Source organism: Streptomyces filipinensis, assembly GCF_014649495.1.
GTDB classification, from domain to species: domain Bacteria; phylum Actinomycetota; class Actinomycetes; order Streptomycetales; family Streptomycetaceae; genus Streptomyces; species Streptomyces filipinensis.
This window is the reverse complement of sequence record NZ_BMTD01000001.1, coordinates 763,215-781,719: the sequence shown is the minus strand read 5'-3', so window position 1 is coordinate 781,719 and position 18,505 is coordinate 763,215. Positions and strand designations below refer to the sequence as shown.

The following is an 18,505-nucleotide window of genomic DNA, read 5'->3' as shown; positions in this document are numbered from 1 at the left end:
CCGGCCCCACCGGACCGGATCAGGTGCGGTAGGCGTAGTAGAACGCGTTCGGGTACGACGCGACCAGGCTGGCCACCGACCTGTTGTAGGTGTTGGTGGAGTGGTACGTCACATACGGCACGCCGTAGCGGTCGCGGTAGGTGACGATCATCGAGTGGTCCTTGGACCCGTCCCGGTTGAAGTCCATCTGGATCACGTCACCGAGGTCCGCCTGGTAGACGTTGGCCAGCGGGGTGACGCGCTTGGAGGACAGGGCGAACCAGGAGAACTCGTTGACGCCGATGAACGAGTCCGACTGGATGTCGGCCGTGCCGAACCACTTGTGGAAGTCGTTCGTGTAGCCGGGAACGTGCTTCCAGCCGCCCGCCTTCAGGGACTGGCTGACGAAGTTGGTGCAGTCACCGCCGTCGGCCTCGCCGTTGAAGTCCGGGTAGGCCGGGTTGTAGTGGGACCAGTACTTCGCCGCGTACGCGACCATGGCCTTGTAGTCGTACGTGCCGGTGGTGAGGTTCTTCCGGTTGGCCGGGGCGGGCCAGCTGGTGGCCGCGCGGGGCGCGTCCGGCGGGCCGTCGTCGGCGGTCGTGCTCACCTTGGCGACGGACGGCGTGGCGACCTGGTTCACGGCGAGGTAGCCGTCGTCCGTGTCGCGGATGCCGGTCAGCTGCCAGTCCCCGTCGCGGTCGGCCCTGAAGGTCAGCTCGTGGTGGGCCTGGAATCCCGTGGTCTTCGGGCTGCCCGCCGCGGGCTTCTTGTAGCTCAGCGTGGTGGTCTCGGTGACGGCCACCTTGGCACGCCGGCCGTTGACCTGGGTGGCGTCGAGCGTGACCTTCGTGCTGCCCGCGCTGTACTTCTCGCCCAGCTTGGCGAGGCGGGTCCTGCGTGCGCGCAGCTCGCCCAGGGCGGAACTCTGCTCGCGGTTCTGCCCGCCGGACAGGCGGACGGACCCGGAGAAGCCGGACGCGTGCCGCGTCCGGGCGCTGCCGGCCCCGTCCACCAGGGCCTCGGTGCGGTCGGTGAAGACCGCGTCGGCCAGCCGCTGGAAGGTCGCCTTGGTCGCCGCGTCCACCGTCGGGTCGTTGGTGACAGCCGCCCCCGCGCTCCAGTTGGGCACCAGGGCCACGCCGGCGACCACCGAGGCGGCCGCAGCCGTGACTATGGTGGCGCGGCGCCGCTTACGGCTCAGTCTTCTTGATTTCAATGATGTTCCCCTTTACGCCGGTAGACCTACCGGGATGGAGCATCTTTGCATGCATCATGTGGTGGATGTGAAGGGGGTTACACAAGTGGAACCGGCGCTGGGCGCAGGTCACTTGACGACCCGGGACCAGTCCGGCGTCTGGGCGGGATCCAGGCCGCGCAACGCGGCGAGGGTCTGCGGCTTTTGTACGTCGAGCCAGTCGGACAGCTCCTTGAAGGAAACGCACTTGACACCCTTTTTGGTGCAGATCTTCGGGATGATCTGGTCGATGGCCTTCATGTACGTGCCGCCGTTCCAGTCCTCGAAGTGGTTGCCGATGAACAGCGGGGCCCGGCTGCCGTAGTAGACGCGGTTGAAACCGGCCATGTAGGAGTCGACGGTCATCTGCTGCCACTGGGGGTACTTCGACGGGTCGCCGTTCGTCTCGCCTTCGGACTGGTTGTAGAGGAAGTTGAAGTCCATCGACAGGCCCTGGAACTTGCCGTTCTCGTACGGGAGCATCTCCAGCGGGAAGTCCCAGATGCCGTTCTTCTTCCTGGGCCATATCTGGAAGTCGCCCGGGGAGCTGGCGTCGTAGCGCCAGCCGTAGCCCTTGATGGCCTTCAGCAGGTTGGGCTGGCCCTCCAGGCAGGGCGCGCGGCCGCCGGTGACCTCCTTCTTGAAGTCGAACGGCAGCGCGGGGATGTCCTTGTAGCCGGTGTTGGTCTTCCAGTTCTCCACGAACCGGAAGAACTGGTCGATCTCGCTCTTCCACTGGGCGACGGACCAGTCGCTGCCGCCCTTCTTGCCGCAGAAGTGGCCGTTGAAGTGGGTGCCGATCTCGTCGCCCTGCTGGTAGGCCAGGCGGAGCTGCTCCAGGGTGGTGCGGATGTGCGCGTCGGTGGCGTAGTCGATGGCGGCGTCGCCGGGCGCGTGCATCGGGCCGTGGTAGAGGGACTTCTTGCTCTTGGGCAGCAGGTAGATGCCGGTGAGGAAGAAGGTCATGTGGGCGTCGTACTGCTTGGCCATCTCCCGGTAGTGGGAGAAGAGGTGGTCGTCGCCCTCCAGGGCGCCGTCCCAGGAGAAGACGACGAACTGGGGCGGCTTCTCACCGGGCTTGAGCGGCACCGGCTTCAACTGCCCCTGCTGTGGTCCGGTGTAGGAGGTCGAGCCGTCGCCGAGGACGTGGGTCTTGCCGTCCCACGTGGGCGTCGGGCTGGGCTTCGGGGCGGCCACCTTGGCCTTCTTGCCCTCCGAGGCGGTCGGCTCGGTGTGGTCCGGCCGGGTCAGCGCCAGGAAGCCGGCCACCAGGGAGGCCACGACGAGGAGGGCGGCGAGCGTCAGGACCTGCGGGCGGGTGGCGGCGGGGGCCAGGCGACGGCCGGGGGCTCGACGCCGGCCTGTCGGCGACTTCTTGCGAGACATGCGCGGCTCAATCTCCGAAAGGGGCGGGTGGGGGTCTGTCGGGTCCGGAGTCAGCCGAGACCCATGGCGGCCGACCAGAGGGCGTACGGGACGTCGTCCGCCGGTGTGCCCGCCAGGCCCTTCAGGGGCAGCGGCTGCAGGGACTTCGCCAGGTCCATGCGGTAGACGACGACCGCCGTCGACACGGAGTCGGCCGTGCCGGCGTACCAGGCGGCGGTGTCCTTGTCGGCGGTACCGGCTTTCCCGGCCGTCCCCGGCCCGCCCGCGGCCGTGGCCGGGTGGGCGGCCCGGAAGGAGTCGGCGAGCGCCTCCTCGACCTCCCGGGCCACCTGGGCGCCGACCGCACGCCGGGGGCGCGGGGTGTTGAGGGCGACCGGGGCGCCGTTGCGGGTGATCCGGCGCACCGAGTACGGCTCGGTGTGCGTGCCGTCGGCGGCGAACGTGGCGTATCCGCTCGCCATGCGGATGGCGCTGGGCGTGGAGTTGCCGAGCGACAGGGCGGGCACCTGGGGGCCGATGCTGTCGGACAGCAGCCCGGACGCCTCGGCGGTCTGGCGCACGTTCTCCAGGCCGGTGTCCATGCCGAGCTGCATGAAGGGCGTGTTGACCGACTGGGCGAGCGCCTGGCGCAGGGTGATCTGGCCGTAGGACTTCCCGCCGTCGTTGCGGGAGGTGACCTTCTTGCCGCTGCGGTCCCAGTACGGGCCCTCGGGGGTCGTGACGGGGATGTCGTCGTCGCCGTCGTAGACGGTGTCCGGGGTGACGGGGGTGGCCGGCCCGCTGCGTGTCCTGTGGGCGCCGTGTTCGAGCCCGGCGGCGTAGACGAACGGCAGGAACGCGGTGCCCGCCTGGACGGTGGCCGCGTTGGACTCGTTGTAGCCCTGCGTACGGTGGTCGGGGCCGCCGTAGACCGCGAGGATCCGGCCGTCGGTGGCCACCGAGGCGGCGCCGTAGTGTCCGTCCTTCGCCGCGTCCGGGTTGGTCCGCTTCGCCTGCTTGCGGGCCTTGGTGACGGCGTCGGTCAGGGCCTGCTCCCGCTTGCGGTCGAAGGTCGTGTAGATCTGGTAGCCACCGAGGTCGAACTGCTTGTCGGTCAGATGCCCGGCCTTCTTGGCGTACTGCGACGCCAGCTCCACCAGGTAGTCGCTCTGCGCGCCGGTGTTGTACAGCGGGTTGCTCTTCAGCGGTTCGGGGAAGGTCCGGTACCGGGCACGCTCCTGCGGTGACAGCCGGTGGATCTTGACCATCCGGTCCAGGATCCACTTCCAGCGTTCCACGGCCCGCTTGTGGTTGGCCTTGCCGAGCGTCGGGTCGTACAGTCCTGCGCCCTTGAGGAGTCCGGCGAGCATGGCCGCCTCGGAGGCGTTGAGCCTGCTGACGTCCTTGCCGTAGTAGGCCTGGGCGGCGCGCTGGATGCCGTAGCTGCCGCGGCCGAACCAGCTGGTGTTGAGGTAGCCCTCCAGGATCTGGTCCTTGCTCATCTTGTTGTCGAGCTTGAGGGCGATCATCGCCTCGGTGAACTTGCGGCTGACCGTCTGGTTCTGGTTGAGATAGACGTTCTTGACGTACTGCTGGGTGATGGTGGAGCCGCCCTCGGTGTCCCCCTTGCCCACGGTGCGGTACAGCGCCCGTGAGAGGCCTTTGACGGATATGCCCGGGTCCGAGTAGAAGCTCTCGTTCTCCGCCGCCAGCACCGCCCAGCGGACGTCCTCGGGTATGTCCTTCAGCGGCATCGCCTGCCGCTGCACCCAGCCCGTGCGGGCCATCGGCGTGCCGTCCGACCAGAAGTAGACGTTGTCCTGCTGGGTGGCGTACGTGTTCAGGTTGCTCGGTATGTCGGTGAGCGCGTAGGCGGCGACCAGGAAGAGGCTCAGCAGACCGACCGACCCCACCGTGGCGCCGAGCCACTGGCGCCAGGACGGTATCCAGCGACGCCAGCCCACCCGGCCGGGGCGCGGATAGCAGGGCTTCAGACGGCGCGCACGGCGGGCGAACCGGCGGGCGTACGGGGCCAGTGGCCCGAGCAGCCGGCCGGTCACGGCCGCGGCGCGTTCCCGCGCGGAGGGGCGCGCACTGCGCCGGCGCTGGGCCCGGCCCTCGGCGGCGGGTGGCTCCGGCGGCGCGGGCACCCGCAGCTGCATGGTCTCGTCCGCCCTGAGCTCGCCCACCCTCAGATGCAGGGTCAGGTCCGCGTCGAGCGGCTCGTCACCACGGTCTCCCGCCTCGGGAGCGCCGTCCCCCTGCGACGCATCGGTCACCTGCGTCTCCCCTCCGCACTCGTTCTTGCTCGCGCGGTGAGCTGGGCACCCTCGCAGCGGCATTCACAAGTTATCAACGAAGTTTTCGAATCCCCTGCTCAAGGGGCGGAGTTTCTCGCAACACTCATGCAACATTGAGAAACCGGCCCCCGGGCCCCTGCAGCTACCCTGGCCCCATGCCACGCTACGAGTACCGTTGCCGTATTTGCGGCGACACGTTCGAAATGAGCCGCCCCATGGCGGAATCCAGTGCCCCCGCGTCGTGCCCCGCCGGGCACGACGACACGGTGAAGCTGCTGTCGGCCGTCGCCGTGGGCGGCAGGTCCGCGCAGGCCCCCGCGGGGGGCGGGGGCGGCTGCTGCGGTGGGGGCTGCTGCGGCTAGGCGGACGGGCGCGTCGTCCGCCGCGGGCGCTTCGCGGTTGCCCGCGCGGTTCCCGCGTCCCTAGCGGGGTGCCGCCGCGCGGGTCGTTCTCAGGAACTCCCTCAGGATCCGCTCGCCCGCCAGCACCCCCCGCTCCGGCAGCGCGCTGATCTCCGGGGCCGTCCAGCCCGTGTCGGCCAGTTCGCCGTGGCCCGGGCGCCAGCCCCGGTCGGCGGCCAGCAGGAGGTCGGCGTCCAGCAGGGAGTCCCCGGCCGCCAGCGTCAGGTCCGCGCCGGTGCGCCGGGCGACCTCCCGTACCGCCGCGCTCTTGGTGAGCGGCTTGGGGACGGCGTAGATCTTGCGGCCCTGGAGCGAGACCGTCCAGCCACGTTCCTCGGCCCACACCGCCAGCTCCTTCACCCACTCCTCGGGCAGCAGCTCGCGCTCGACGACGAGATAGGCGAACAGCTCCTCGGCGACCCGGTGCTTGCGCACCCAGACGGGGTCGGCCGCCCGCAGCAGGTGCTCGGTGATCTCCGCCAGCGGTGCGCACTCGTCGGCGAGACGCGCCTGCACGCCCGCGTGCCAGCCGGCGTCCGTCACCCCGTCGACCAGCAGATGGCCGCCGTTGGCGCAGATGGCGAACTTCGGGGGCGGGCCGGGCAGGTTGATCCGCTGGTACTGCTTGCGGGTCCGGGTCGTGGTCGGCACGAACACGGCCGTGTCCCCGAGGTCGGCCAGCAGCTGGGCCGCCGTCTCGGTCAGGTACGACAGCGGCCTGCTCTCGTGGACCTCCACGCAGAGCAGCCGGGGCGCCCGCGCGTCCGGCATGGTCAGCGCGAGGGCCGCCGAGGAGTAGATCAGCGTACGGTCGAGGTCGCTCGCCACCAGCACCGGCATCAGACGTTCACCGCCCTGCCGTCGGCACCCGTGGCGCCCCGCGTGTACTGGGGGTGGATCAGCCCGACGCAGGTGTACGGCAGCTCGCCGACCTCCTCGACGGGTACGCCTCTCTGCCCGGCGAGCAGGCGGACGTGGTCGAGGTCGGCCCCGGCCCCGGCGCGGGCGAGGATCTTCCACGGCACCCGGCGCAGCAGCACCCGGGTGGTCTCACCGACGCCAGGCTTGACGAGGTTCACGTCGTGGATGCCGTACGCCTCGCTGATCCGCTCCACGGCCCGCCAGCCGGCCCAGGTCGGGGTGCGGTCCTCGGCGAGCAGCTCCTTGACGGCGGTGCCGACGGTGTCGGCGACCTCCGGGAAGCGGGCGGAGACGGCGTCGAGGAAGGCCACCGAGACGTCGGCGCCGGCGAGGTCGCGGTAGAACTTCGCGCCGTGGAAGTCGTCCGGGCCGACCAGGTCGGCGCGCAGGACCGTACGCGAGATCAGGCCGGAGACGGTGGAGTTGAGGCAGGCGGAGGGGATGAGGAAGTCCTCGCGGGTGCCGTAGGTGCGCACGCAGGAGCCCGGGTCGGCGAGTACGGCGATCTCCGGGTCGAAGCCGGTGATGCCCTCCTTGGCCTCGAACTCCTCGACGGCGCGGGCGAGTTCGCGGGTGATGGCGCCCTTGCCGGTCCAGCCGTCGACGAACACGACGTCCCGGGGGTCGTGACGGGCGGCCAGCCAGCGCAGCGCGTTGGCGTCGATGCCCCGGCCGCGCACGATGGAGACGGCGTAGTGCGGGAGGTCCAGGCCGTGCCGGAACCGGGCCCAGCGGCGCATGAGGATGCCGACCGGGGTGCCCGCGCGGGCCAGGGACACCAGCACCGGGCGGGGGGAACGCTCGGTGATCACCGTCTCCGTCACCACTCCGACGGCCTGCGCGAGGCGGGCCGCGGAGGCGTCGAGGGCGCTGTGGAAGAGCTTCTGGTAGTGCTCGCTGGGCTGGTACTCCACGGGCAGTGACTCGGCGTAGTGCGCGCCGCCGCTCTGGATGGCCTCCTCGCGCTCCTCGGTCGGCGCCTCCAGGGTGACGTCGGAGAGGTCCTGCAGCAGCCAGCCGACCTCCTCGGGCGCGTACGACGAGAATGCGGGGCCGCGGAGGGGCTCGGGCAGCATGGCCGGCCTTTCGGGAGCGTGCGGGACGTACGAGGGCACGACCGCGAGCAGGACGTGCGGGACGTGCGCGGCGAGCTGCGCGAGCAGACCGTCGGGCGCATGCAGGGCGGGGGTGTCGGCGGCCGAGTCGACCACGGCGACGACGGCGTCGAAGCCGCCGCCGGCGACGTTGTAGGCATAGCGCTCGCCGGGGCCGTCGGCCGGGTCGTCGTGGGCGGGGAAGACGAGCCGGGTGCGGATCGCGTAGCCGGGGTCGTCCAGCGCGAGGACGGGCGAGCGGGTGGTGGTGGAGAAGCGCACCTCGGCGTCGGTGGCCCGCTCCAGCTCACGGGCGAGGCGCAGCGGGGCGTACATCAGCTCTTCGAAGCCGAGGACGAGGACACGGCGGGCGCCGGGCGGCAGGGCGTCGCGTATTCGGGCGGCCATGGTGGGCAGCGCGGCTTCGAGGCGGGTGCGGTGGGCGGGGGTGAAGCCGTGACGACCACCGTCGAGAAGGCCGGCCGGCCAGTGCAGGTCGAGGCGACGCGCGTAAGGGGCGCGGGGCGCTGTCCGATGTGCGGCTACCGCCGCGCGGGGGCGGGCCACCGCATCGGGCCCGCACCCGGCGGGCTCATGGCGAGCCACCAGCTCCTGCCCCTTGTCCAGCACACCCGGCGGCAGCAGCACGGTCCCCGACGCGGCGGCGATCAGCTCGATCCGCGCCCCGATCTCCCCGGCGAACCGTTCCATCCGCTCGACGTCCTCGGCCGACCGCATGTCGACCAGCGCAACCACCACATACCGCCGGCGCGGATACCGTTCGTGCAGGTCACGGATGGTGTTCAGTACGGTGTTCCCGGTCGAGAACTCGTCGTCGACCAGGACCAGCGGACCGTCCCCGGCCAGCAGCGAAGGATCCTCCGGCAGCAGCAGATGCGACGTGGCGTGGGAATGCGACTCCTCGAAGCCGCCCGCGCGGGCGACCCCGGGAACCGGCCGACGCGTCGAGTGCAGATACGGCGCCGTACCCAGACCGTCCGCCACCGCGTGGCCCAGCCCGGTGGCGGTCTCCGCGTACCCGAGGACGACGGCCTCACCGGCCTCCGCCTCGCCGAGCAGCGCCGAGACCCGCCGGCCCAGGCGGTGGCCGTAGTCGTACACCACCGTCGGCGACTGCGGGACGTGCTTGCCGAGCACGTTGGACACCAGCAGGTGGGCCCGCTTGGGATTGCGCCGCAGGGCGAGGCCGAGCAGGGCCGGGAGCCCGTCGTCCCCCACGAGTTCGACCCCGAGCCGCTCGGCGACCCAGCGGCCGGACCACACCCCGTCGTTCACTGCGTTCTTCATGCGTTCCTTGGACGATATGGAAGAGATCAACCTGGTCAGCCGGGTATCCCGGCGGCGAGCAGCTCGACGAAGCCGACGTCCTCGTGGGCCACGCCGAAGGCCTCGGCGCGCAGCAGGGTCCGCTCGGCCCAGGCGCGGTGCGGCTTCACCTCGTTCATCTTGTTCGTGTAGGCCGAGCGGAGTACACCCCCACCGCCGCGTTCCGGCCGCAGGATGTCCTGGGCGTCGCTGTACTCCTCGTGGCTGACCACGGACAGCGCGTGGACGGGCAGCACATGGGAGGGGTGGATGCAGGTCTTTCCGAGCAGGCCGTTGGCCTGGTCGAGGGAGATCTCCCGCAGCAGTCCGTCCATGGCGTGTTCGATCAGCCTCTCGCGCAGCTCGACGGCCTGCACCTCAAGGAAGGGGCTCTGCCTCAGCTGCGGCTTGAACATGCGCTCGGAGACCCGGAAGTACTCCCACACGGGCCCGGTCACGGTGAATCCGGTGCCGTCGGCCCGGCCGAGCATGTTCACGACGTCGGAGATCACGGAGGCGACGACCTGGACGTCGTAGGCGGTCATGTCCGGGGCGCGGCGCAGGCCGTAGGAGGAGCAGAAGTCGGTCACGCCGAGGCGCAGGGCCAGCACCCGGTCACGGTACTTGTCGACCGCGCGGAAGATGCCCTCCAGGGTGTCCACGCGGGACTCCCGGTAGAGCAGCTCAGGGGACTCCAGGACGGGCATCGCGAACAGCCGGCGTCCGGTCCCGGCCTCGGCGGCCGTCAGGGCTTCCAGGAAGGGGATGCCGCGTTCCTCGGTGAACTTGGGCAGCACGAATCCGGACAGCAGCCGCACGGACGCGCCGAGGCGCCGGGCGAGATCGGGGATCTGCTCCGGGGTGCGGACCCGGATGAAGAGCAGCGGCGGCTCGGTCGCGGGCCGGGCGGCCAGGTCGGCGAACTGCCGGACGAGGTTCTCCTCGCCGGCCACGACGTCCGCGTCGTCGATCGAGTCCTCCAGGCAGAGCACCATCGAGACCACGCCGTTCCCGGCCTGTTTGACGATGTCGTCGGCGAGCCGCGGCCGGGTGGCCGGGCTGTACAGGGTGGCGCCGAGGGCGGCGGCGAGCAGCCGGGCCGGCGAGTCGGCGCTGAACGCGCACGGCTCCCGGTGGAAGAGGCGTTGCCGCACCTCGGGGGCGAGGTGCCCGAAATGACGCATATGACTCCCTCGGGGGCGCGAGCCAATTCTAAGTAGTCGGTAAAGGGTGGCCGGTAATAGTACGTAGGGATCCATGTCGGGGGTTCCCTGCGGGCATGAATTTCCGGTAACCCGCCCGTGTCGGCGGCGCTCAGCACGCCACCCCCCGCATTGTCGTGGCCAGGACCGAGAAGGCAGGATGACCGCATGACGCACGCGATGCTGAAGGGGTCGAACGTCCCGCTGGAAGCCGGCACGGTCCGCGCCGTGCTGCGCTGGACACCCGGGCAGGGGGTCCCCGACGTGGACGCCTCGGCTCTGCTGCTGGGCCCCGACGGCCGGGTGCGCTCCGACGAGGACTTCGTCTTCTACAACCAGCCCCGGCACCCTTCGGGGAAGGTCTGGCGGCTGGGCAAGAAGCGCATCACCGAGGGACTGACCGACACGATCCAGACGGATCTGCCCGGCGTCGAGCCGGAGGTCGGCCGGATCGTGCTGGTCGCGTCCGCGGACGGGGTCACCTTCGACCGGGTGCCGGCCCTGTGCATCCTGCTGTACGACGCCGCCGTCGCGGACGCCGAGCCGCTGGCCGTGTTCGAGATCAAGCCGGAGACGGGTGCGGAGACGGCGCTGATCTGCGGTGAGCTGTACCGGCGCGGTGAGGGCTGGAAGTTCCGCGCCCTCGGCGAGGGCTACTCGAACGGGCTGAAGGGGCTCGCGACGGACTTCGGCATCTCGGTGGACGAGTCGGAGATGGAGGAGCCGGGTGCTTCCCGGCCGCTGCCTCCGGAGCAGCCGACGTCCGCGGTTCCGCAGCAGCCGCCCGCGTACGGCTATCCGCAGCCGACGTCCGCTCCGCCGGCGTACGGGTACCCGCAGCCCCAGCCCGTGCCGGCGTCCGTGTCTGTGCCGGTGCCCGTGCCGGTGGGACCGGCGGATCCGGACTTCCGGCTGCCGCCGCAGGGGCCCCAGTTCATCGGGCGGTGAGTGCGCCCGCCGGCTCGGGGGCGTTCACCGCTCGGCCTTGGCCTTGTAGCCCCTGCCCCACTGCAGGCCCCACCCGTACAGCCGGTCCAGTTCCCCCTGGAACCCGTACACGAACTTCACCTCGCGGCGGACGACCAGTTCCCCCTTGACGTTCTCGATCATGACGACCGCGCAGGAGCGGGCCTGGGGGTGGCGTTCGTCGAGGCCTATCTCGATACGGGGGCCGTTGCTGGGGTACAGCGTGACGATGGCGTGGGTGCGGTCGAAGGCCGGGGTCTGGTCGTAGATGTAGACGAAGACCAGCAGGCGTTTGATGGCCTCGCGGTGGTCGAGGTTGACGTACATCGTCTCGCCGGACGCCGAGCCGAACCGGTCGTCTCCGCTGAGCTTGATGTACGGCGGGGCGTTGACGTCGCCGAGGTAACCGCCGAGCGGCTGGACGACGCCCTTCGTGCCGTCGGCCAGTTCGTACAGACAGCCCAGGTCGAGGTCGACGTTGACCATGCTCTGGCCGTGCCCGAGGACCTCCGGCGGCTTGAGGGCCTTGAAGGGATGCCTGAAGAGGCTGGTGCGCTGGACCGAGTCGAAGTCGGAGGTGCGCATCCGCCAGGTGAGGTTGACGCGCAGATGGCCGGTGGCCGCGCCCTGCTTGGTCAGGGACACCGCCTGGTGCCGCCTGGTGAGTTCGATGGCGTTGGTCGAGGCGCTGCCCGAGTCGAAGTCGGCAGCGCTGGCGCCCCGCAGCCCGTCGAAGAAACCCATTCCCGCCCCCAGGTCATTCTTGTGAACGCCGTCGGGGCGGCCGACCGTGTCGGCCGCCCCGCTCAGAGCGTTCCTCACCGGCCGGGGTGTCACACCCCGGAGGAGACCTCGGCCTTCTCGCCGGTGCCCTCCCCGGCGTCGGCCAGGGCGCGGTTGCGGCGGACGGAGGACCAGAAGGACCAGGCGATCAGGACGACGCCGACGAGACCGGTGACGACCTCGTTGATCTCGTACTGGATGGTGACCATGAGGATCACGGCCAGGGCGCCGATGGCGTAGTGGGCGCCGTGCTCCAGGTAGACGTAGTCGTCGAGGGTGCCCTGGCGGACCAGGTAGACCGTGAGGGACCGGACGTACATCGCGCCGATGCCGAGGCCGAGGGCCATCATCACGATGTCGTTGGTGATGGCGAAGGCGCCGATCACGCCGTCGAAGGAGAAGGACGCGTCCAGGACCTCCAGGTAGAGGAACATGAAGAACGCGGCCTGGCCGGCCAGCAGCACCGGCGACTTCTGCTTGCCCGTGCGCGCGGCCTCTTCCTCCTCCTCGTGCTCGCGCTCCTCCTCTTCCTCCAGCCGGTCCTCGAAGTAGCCGGACAGACCGCCGACGATCATGTAGGTGATCAGGCCGGCGATGCCGGCGATCAGGACCGTCTGGGCCTTGTCGACGTGCGCGCCGCCGTGCTGGTGGGCGTGGGTGGCGAAGGTGAAGGAGGTGATCAGCAGGACGATCAGGGCGATGCAGACCGCCAGCATGTCGACCTTGCCGAGCTTGGCCAGCGGGCGCTCGATCCAGCGCAGCCACTGGATGTCCCGGTCCTCGAAGATGAAGTCGAGGAAGATCATCAGCAGGAACATGCCACCGAAGGCGGCGATCGCCGGGTGGGCGTCGGTGACCAGCTGCTGGTAACGGTCCTTGTCGGTGAGGGCGAGGTGGACCGCGTCGTAGGGGTTGAGCTTGGCGGTGATGGCGACGATGACGACCGGGAAGACCAGCCGCATGCCGAAGACCGCGATGAGGACGCCGACCGTGAGGAAGATCTTCTGCCAGAAGGCGTTCATCTTCTTCAGGATGCCGGCGTTGACCACCGCGTTGTCGAACGACAGCGAGATCTCGAGGACGGCCAGGATCGCGACGACGCCGAAGGCCTCCCACCCCCCGTAGAAGACCGCGGCGACGAGGCCGAGCGCGGTCACCGCGAACGACCAGCCGAAGGTTTTCAGAAGCACTGGCTACCCAATCGTGTGTTGGGGGCACCTCCCAGACGAAGTCTGGGGGGAGGGTGTCCCCCGCGCCGTACCCGGCTTTGCTAAATGTTGACCCCGAGTGTAGAGGTGCACCCTACCGGCGGTACCGTCCGGGGCAACCCGCGCTACGAAACGTTCACCCCGAAGTCGAGGGCGATGCCGCGCAGCCCCGACGCGTACCCCTGACCGACGGCGCGGAACTTCCACTCTCCCTGATAGCGGTACAGCTCGCCGAAGATCATGGCGGTCTCGGTGGAGGCGTCCTCGCTCAGGTCGTAGCGCGCCAGCTCCTGGCCGTCGGCCTGGTTCACGACCCGGATGAAGGCGTTGGAGACCTGGCCGAAGGTCTGGCCGCGCTCCTCCGCCATATGGATGGAGACCGGGAAGGCGATCTTCTCGCAGTGCGCCGGCACCTTGGCGAGGTCGACCAGGATCGACTCGTCGTCGCCCTCGCCCTCACCGGTGAGGTTGTCGCCGGTGTGCTCGACCGAGCCGTCGGGGCTCTTGAGCTGGTTGTAGAAGACGAACCACTCGTCACCCAGCACGCGGTTCCCGGCGCCGCACAGCAGCGCGCTGGCGTCGAGGTCGAAGGGGGCGCCGGTGGTGGACCGCGCGTCCCAGCCGAGTCCGATCATGACGTTGGTGAGGTTCGGTGCGGCCTTGGAGAGGGAGACGTTGCCTCCCTTGGCGAGCGTGACGCCCATGATGCTGTCCTCCCCTAGTGGTGCTTCCCTGGTTGTCCTGCGCGTCCGGCGCCGCACGTAAACGGTGCGGCGCCGGATGGTGCGAGTGTCGTGACTCTGCCGGGATCAGACGTTGACGCCGAAGTCCTGGGCGATGCCGCGCAGACCGGAGGCGTAGCCCTGGCCGATGGCGCGGAACTTCCACTCCGTCCCGTGCCGGTACAGCTCGCCGAAGACCATGGCGGTCTCGGTGGAGGCGTCCTCGCTCAGGTCGTAGCGGGCGATCTCCTGGCCGCCGGCCTGGTTCAGCACGCGGATATAGGCGTTGCGGACCTGGCCGAAGGACTGCTGGCGGTTCTCGGCGTCGTAGATCGACACCGGGAAGACGATCTTCTCGATGTCGGCCGGGACGCCTGCGAGGTTGACCTTGATCACCTCGTCGTCGCCCTCGCCCTCACCGGTGAGGTTGTCACCGGTGTGCTCGACGGAGCCCTCGGGGCTCTTGAGGTTGTTGAAGAAGACGAAGTGCTGGTCGCTCGCGACCTTGCCGGAGTTGTTCAGCAGCAGCGCGCTGGCGTCGAGGTCGAAGTCACTGCCGGTCGTGGTGCGGGCGTCCCAGCCCAGACCGACGAGGACCGCGGTCAGGCCGGGGGCCTCCTTCGTCAGCGATACGTTGCCGCCCTTGCTGAGGCTGACTCCCACGAGTCCTCCATGTGGTGTCCAGGGGCGGAGAGCCCCGACGTGCTTCGGATATGGGATCAACGTGCCGATCCTAGTGAGGGGTTCCCGCACCCCGCAGACCCTGGACCCGAAGGATCGCAGGTGTCGGCCACGACCGGCCTACAGGGTGTCGAGCGCCTTCACGTAGTCGCCCAGGTCGCGCGCGTCCGGCAGGCCGTTGACCACGGTCCACCGCACGACGCCTTCCTTGTCGATGATGAAGGTGCCCCGGACGGCGCATCCCTTGTCCTCGTCGAAGACGCCGTACGCGCGCGAGACGTTGCCGTGCGGCCAGAAGTCGCTGAGCAGCGGGTACTCCAGGCCCTCCTGCTCGGCGAAGACCCGCAGGGTGTGGATGGAGTCGTTGGAGACGGCGAGCACCTGCGTCTCGCGGTCCGCGAACTTCGGCAGGTTGTCGCGCACCTCGCACAGCTCACCGGTGCACACGCCGGTGAAGGCGAACGGGTAGAAGAGCAGGACCACGTTCTTCTCGCCGCGCAGCTCCGAGAGCTTCACGGTGCGGCCGTGGTTGTCCTTGAGCTCGAAGTCGGGCGCCTTGTCGCCGACCTGGATCGCCATCGTCGTGCATCCCTTCGGTGGGCTGTTCGGGTGAGCGCACAGCAGACGCTCGGCTCCACCCTACGCAGCGATCACCGGGGTCTTCCGGACGGGCTGGGGCGAAATCCAGCCCGTCCGGTGGACGGAGGAGATCACCTCTTGGACTTGGCCGCCTTCGGCGTCGCCAGCCGCGAGCCGCTCCAGTCCTTGCCCACACTGACGCTCTTCGACGCCGTCAGGCCGGCCGTCGTTGCGGCGTCCTGGATGTCGCTCGGCTCCACGTACCCCGAACGGCCGGTCTTCGGCGTCAGGAGAAGGATCGCGCCGCCCTCTTCGATGTACGTGGTGGCGTCCACCAGCGCATCCGTCAGGTCGCCGTCGTCGTCACGGAACCACAGCACAACGGCGTCGGCCACGTCGTCGAAGTCCTCGTCCATCAGGTCGCCCTCGATGGCTTCCTCGATGGCCTCGCGAAGCTCCTGATCGACGTCGTCGTCGTAGCCGATCTCCTGGACCACCTGCCCGGGCTGGAACCCCAGCCTGGCGGCAGGGTTCGTCCGCTCCTCCGCGTGGTCCGCGGTCGCGCTCACGGGTTGCCTCCTGATCATGTCTTGGTGAATATCTCAGCCACGCGCGTGCGCGAAGCATTGGCCGTAGTCCACACGGGCGGGACGGATCGCGCAAGTACCCGGCCGTCCGGACCGCCGAAACGGTGACGATCCCGGCCGTGTCCTCGCAACCCCTGGCACCGTATCCCGATTCTTCGTGACCCACATCACACCGATGTGCCCGGTTTGCGCCATTCGGAATCATTCGGTGATACGACCCTCGAACAGCTTTGCCAAGCCTGTCATACCCCGGGCGTATCGTTGCGTTTTGACCGAGGAGACACCAAGGAGATGACGTACGCCGTCCCGAGGTACACGATGGGGATCGGTGTAGGCAGGTGCAGAAAACTGGCCCTCTGACAGGTAAGGAACAGCGTGGCTTCCGGATCCGATCGCAATCCGATCATCATTGGCGGCCTTCCGAGTCAGGTTCCTGACTTCGATCCCGAAGAGACCCAGGAGTGGCTCGACTCCCTGGACGCCGCCGTGGACGAGCGCGGCCGGGAGAGGGCCCGCTACCTCATGCTCCGGCTGATCGAGCGGGCCCGTGAGCGACGCGTGGCCGTGCCCGAGATGCGCAGCACGGACTACGTCAACACGATCCCCACCAAGGCGGAGCCGTTCTTCCCGGGCAACGAGGAGATCGAGCGCAGGATCCTGAACGCGACCCGCTGGAACGCGGCCGTGATGGTCTCGCGCGCCCAGCGCCCCGGCATCGGCGTCGGCGGCCACATCGCCACGTTCGCCTCCTCCGCCTCGCTGTACGACGTCGGCTTCAACCACTTCTTCCGGGGCAAGGACGAGGGCGACGGCGGCGACCAGGTCTTCTTCCAGGGCCACGCCTCCCCGGGCATCTACGCGCGCGCCTACCTGCTCGACCGGCTCACCGAGGGCCAGCTCGACGGCTTCCGCCAGGAGAAGTCGAAGTACCCGAACGGCCTGTCCAGCTACCCGCACCCGCGCTCGATGCCGGACTTCTGGGAGTTCCCGACGGTCTCCATGGGCCTCGGCCCGCTCGGCGCGATCTACCAGGCGCGGATGAACCGCTACATGCAGGCGCGCGGTATCGCCGACACCTCCAGGTCGCACGTGTGGGCGTTCCTCGGCGACGGCGAGATGGACGAGCCGGAGTCGCTCGGCCAGCTGTCCATCGCGGCCCGCGAGGGCCTGGACAACCTGACCTTCGTCGTCAACTGCAACCTGCAGCGGCTGGACGGCCCGGTGCGCGGCAACGGCAAGATCATCCAGGAGCTGGAGTCGATCTTCCGGGGCGCCGGCTGGAACGTGATCAAGCTGATCTGGGACCGCTCCTGGGACCCGCTGCTCGCGCAGGACCGCGACGGAGTGCTGGTCAACAAGATGAACACCACGCCGGACGGCCAGTTCCAGACGTACGCCACCGAGTCCGGCGCCTACATCCGCGAGCACTTCTTCGGCGACGACGTCCGGCTGCGCGCGATGGTCGAGAACCTGACCGACCACCAGATCCTGATGCTGGGCCGCGGCGGTCACGACCACCGGAAGATCTACGCGGCCTACAAGGCGGCCCTGGAGCACAAGGGCCAGCCGACGGTCATCCTGGCCAAGACGGTCAAGGGCTGGACGCTGGGCCCGAACTTCGAGGGCCGCAACGCCACGCACCAGATGAAGAAGCTGACGGTCGACGACCTCAAGCGCTTCCGGGACCGGCTGCACCTGCCGATCTCCGACAAGGAGCTGGAGTCCGGCCTGCCGCCGTACTACCACCCCGGCCGCGACACCGAAGAGATCCAGTACATGCACGACATGCGCAGCGCGTGCGGCGGGTACGTCCCGACGCGCGTCGTGCGCTCCCAGCCGCTCGCGCTGCCGGACGACAAGGCGTACGCGACGGTGAAGAAGGGCACGGGCCAGCAGTCCATCGCCACGACGATGGCGTTCGTCCGGCTCCTGAAGGACCTCATGCGGGACAAGGAGATCGGCAAGCGGTTCGTACTGATCGCGCCGGACGAGTACCGCACGTTCGGCATGGACTCCTTCTTCCCCAGCGCGAAGATCTACAACCCGCTCGGCCAGCAGTACGAGGCGGTCGACCGGGACCTGCTGCTCGCCTACAAGGAGTCGCCGACCGGCCAGATGCTGCACGACGGCATCTCCGAGGCCGGCTGTACGGCCTCCCTGATCGCGGCGGGCTCGGCCTACGCCACGCACGGCGAACCGCTGATCCCGGTCTACGTCTTCTACTCGATGTTCGGTTTCCAGCGCACGGGTGACCAGTTCTGGCAGATGGCCGACCAGCTGGCGCGCGGATTCGTACTGGGTGCGACCGCGGGCCGTACGACCCTGACCGGTGAGGGTCTGCAGCACGCGGACGGCCACTCGCAACTGCTCGCCTCCACCAACCCGGCGTGCGTGGCCTACGACCCGGCGTACGCCTACGAGATCGCGCACATCGTCCAGGACGGACTGCGCCGTATGTACGGCGGCGACGCCGAGCACCCGCACGGCGAGGACGTCTTCTACTACCTGACCGTCTACAACGAGCCCATCCAGCACCCCGCCGAGCCGGCGAACGTGGACGTCGAGGGCATCCTCAAGGGCGTCCACAGGCTGAGCGAGGGTACGGCGGGCTCGATCCCGGCGCAGATCATGGCGTCCGGCGTGGCGGTCCCGTGGGCGCTGGAGGCGCAGCGGATCCTCGCCGAGGACTGGAACGTCCGGGCGGACGTGTGGTCCGCGACCTCCTGGAACGAGCTGCGCCGCGAGGCGGTGGAGTGCGAGGAGCACAACCTGCTGCATCCGGAGGAGGAGCAGCGGGTGCCGTACGTGACGCGGAAGCTCAGCGGCGCCGAGGGGCCGTTCGTGGCCGTGTCCGACTGGATGCGGTCGGTTCCGGACCAGATCGCGCGGTGGGTGCCGGGCACGTACCAGTCGCTCGGCGCGGACGGCTTCGGCTTCGCCGACACCCGGGGTGCGGCCCGCCGCTTCTTCCACATCGACGCCCAGTCGATCGTCGTCGCGGTGCTGACCGAGCTGGCCCGCGAGGGCAAGCTCGACCGCTCGGTGCTGAAGCAGGCGATCGACCGGTACCAGCTGCTGGATGTGTCGGCGGCGGATCCGGGGGCCGCGGGCGGCGACGCGTAGCCGCGGCGCTCGGCTTTCGCCGACGGCTGCC

General features: G+C 69.5%; 15 protein-coding genes. 3 read left to right on the top strand and 12 right to left on the bottom strand.

Annotated features, from left to right (window positions below):
• Positions 1-19: 19 nt before the first annotated feature.
• The 3 genes from IE244_RS03450 to IE244_RS03440 form a co-directional block, all read right to left on the bottom strand.
• On the bottom strand, positions 20-1,132 hold the full coding sequence (locus IE244_RS03450; RefSeq protein WP_229853958.1) for an amidase domain-containing protein: 1,113 nt from the start codon (positions 1,130-1,132) through the stop codon (positions 20-22).
• 174 nt (positions 1,133-1,306) lie between these two features.
• On the bottom strand, positions 1,307-2,602 hold the full coding sequence (locus IE244_RS03445) for a polysaccharide deacetylase family protein (RefSeq protein WP_191871095.1): 1,296 nt from the start codon (positions 2,600-2,602) through the stop codon (positions 1,307-1,309).
• 50 nt (positions 2,603-2,652) lie between these two features.
• On the bottom strand, positions 2,653-4,743 hold the full coding sequence (locus IE244_RS03440) for a transglycosylase domain-containing protein (RefSeq protein WP_191871409.1): 2,091 nt from the start codon (positions 4,741-4,743) through the stop codon (positions 2,653-2,655).
• Between the two features lie 293 nt (positions 4,744-5,036).
• Between IE244_RS03440 and IE244_RS03435 the strand changes: the two genes are divergently transcribed.
• Positions 5,037-5,243, top strand: a complete 207-nt coding sequence (locus IE244_RS03435; protein ID WP_191871094.1) for an FmdB family zinc ribbon protein — start codon at positions 5,037-5,039, stop codon at positions 5,241-5,243.
• 60 nt (positions 5,244-5,303) lie between these two features.
• Here IE244_RS03435 and IE244_RS03430 read toward each other — a convergent pair whose 3' ends face one another.
• Genes IE244_RS03430 through IE244_RS03420 form a run of 3 tightly spaced genes read right to left on the bottom strand, consistent with a single transcriptional unit; the run spans position 5,304 to position 9,807 of the window.
• Positions 5,304-6,122, bottom strand: coding sequence for an HAD family hydrolase (locus IE244_RS03430; protein WP_191871093.1), 819 nt, complete (start codon positions 6,120-6,122; stop codon positions 5,304-5,306).
• The gene (locus IE244_RS03425) at positions 6,122-8,605 is read right to left on the bottom strand and encodes a phosphoribosyltransferase (protein WP_191871092.1); all 2,484 of its coding nucleotides are present in this window, start codon (positions 8,603-8,605) and stop codon (positions 6,122-6,124) included. The genes IE244_RS03430 and IE244_RS03425 overlap by 1 nt, the downstream gene beginning before the upstream one ends.
• A 35-nt stretch (positions 8,606-8,640) precedes the next feature.
• Positions 8,641-9,807: an HpcH/HpaI aldolase/citrate lyase family protein gene (locus tag IE244_RS03420; RefSeq protein ID WP_031159238.1), complete on the bottom strand. Its 1,167-nt coding sequence runs from the start codon at positions 9,805-9,807 to the stop codon at positions 8,641-8,643.
• 186 nt (positions 9,808-9,993) lie between these two features.
• On the opposite strand from IE244_RS03420, the gene IE244_RS03415 reads away from it, so the two are divergent.
• Positions 9,994-10,773: a TerD family protein gene (locus tag IE244_RS03415; protein WP_191871091.1), complete on the top strand. Its 780-nt coding sequence runs from the start codon at positions 9,994-9,996 to the stop codon at positions 10,771-10,773.
• A 24-nt stretch (positions 10,774-10,797) separates the two neighbouring features.
• On the opposite strand, the gene IE244_RS03410 is transcribed toward IE244_RS03415, so the two are convergent.
• The 6 genes from IE244_RS03410 to IE244_RS03385 all read right to left on the bottom strand — a co-directional run bounded on the left by IE244_RS03410 (position 10,798) and on the right by IE244_RS03385 (position 15,333).
• A complete protein-coding gene (locus IE244_RS03410; RefSeq protein WP_191871408.1) occupies positions 10,798-11,535 on the bottom strand; it encodes a TerD family protein in 738 nt (245 codons plus the stop codon).
• Positions 11,536-11,624: 89 nt separating this feature from the next.
• Positions 11,625-12,764, bottom strand: a complete 1,140-nt coding sequence (locus IE244_RS03405; RefSeq protein ID WP_191871090.1) for a DUF475 domain-containing protein — start codon at positions 12,762-12,764, stop codon at positions 11,625-11,627.
• Between the two features lie 143 nt (positions 12,765-12,907).
• The gene (locus IE244_RS03400) at positions 12,908-13,486 is read right to left on the bottom strand and encodes a TerD family protein (protein WP_031159229.1); all 579 of its coding nucleotides are present in this window, start codon (positions 13,484-13,486) and stop codon (positions 12,908-12,910) included.
• Between the two features lie 105 nt (positions 13,487-13,591).
• A complete protein-coding gene (locus IE244_RS03395) occupies positions 13,592-14,167 on the bottom strand; it encodes a TerD family protein (protein ID WP_031159227.1) in 576 nt (191 codons plus the stop codon).
• A 138-nt stretch (positions 14,168-14,305) separates the two neighbouring features.
• Positions 14,306-14,764: a peroxiredoxin gene (locus IE244_RS03390; protein ID WP_191871089.1), complete on the bottom strand. Its 459-nt coding sequence runs from the start codon at positions 14,762-14,764 to the stop codon at positions 14,306-14,308.
• Between the two features lie 131 nt (positions 14,765-14,895).
• Positions 14,896-15,333, bottom strand: a complete 438-nt coding sequence (locus tag IE244_RS03385; protein WP_031159221.1) for a DUF3052 domain-containing protein — start codon at positions 15,331-15,333, stop codon at positions 14,896-14,898.
• 393 nt (positions 15,334-15,726) lie between these two features.
• Here IE244_RS03385 and aceE point away from each other — a divergent pair, with 393 nt between their 5' ends.
• Complete coding sequence (gene aceE / locus IE244_RS03380; RefSeq protein ID WP_191871088.1) at positions 15,727-18,474, top strand: pyruvate dehydrogenase (acetyl-transferring), homodimeric type; 2,748 nt, start codon at positions 15,727-15,729, stop codon at positions 18,472-18,474.
• Positions 18,475-18,505 lie beyond the last annotated feature (31 nt).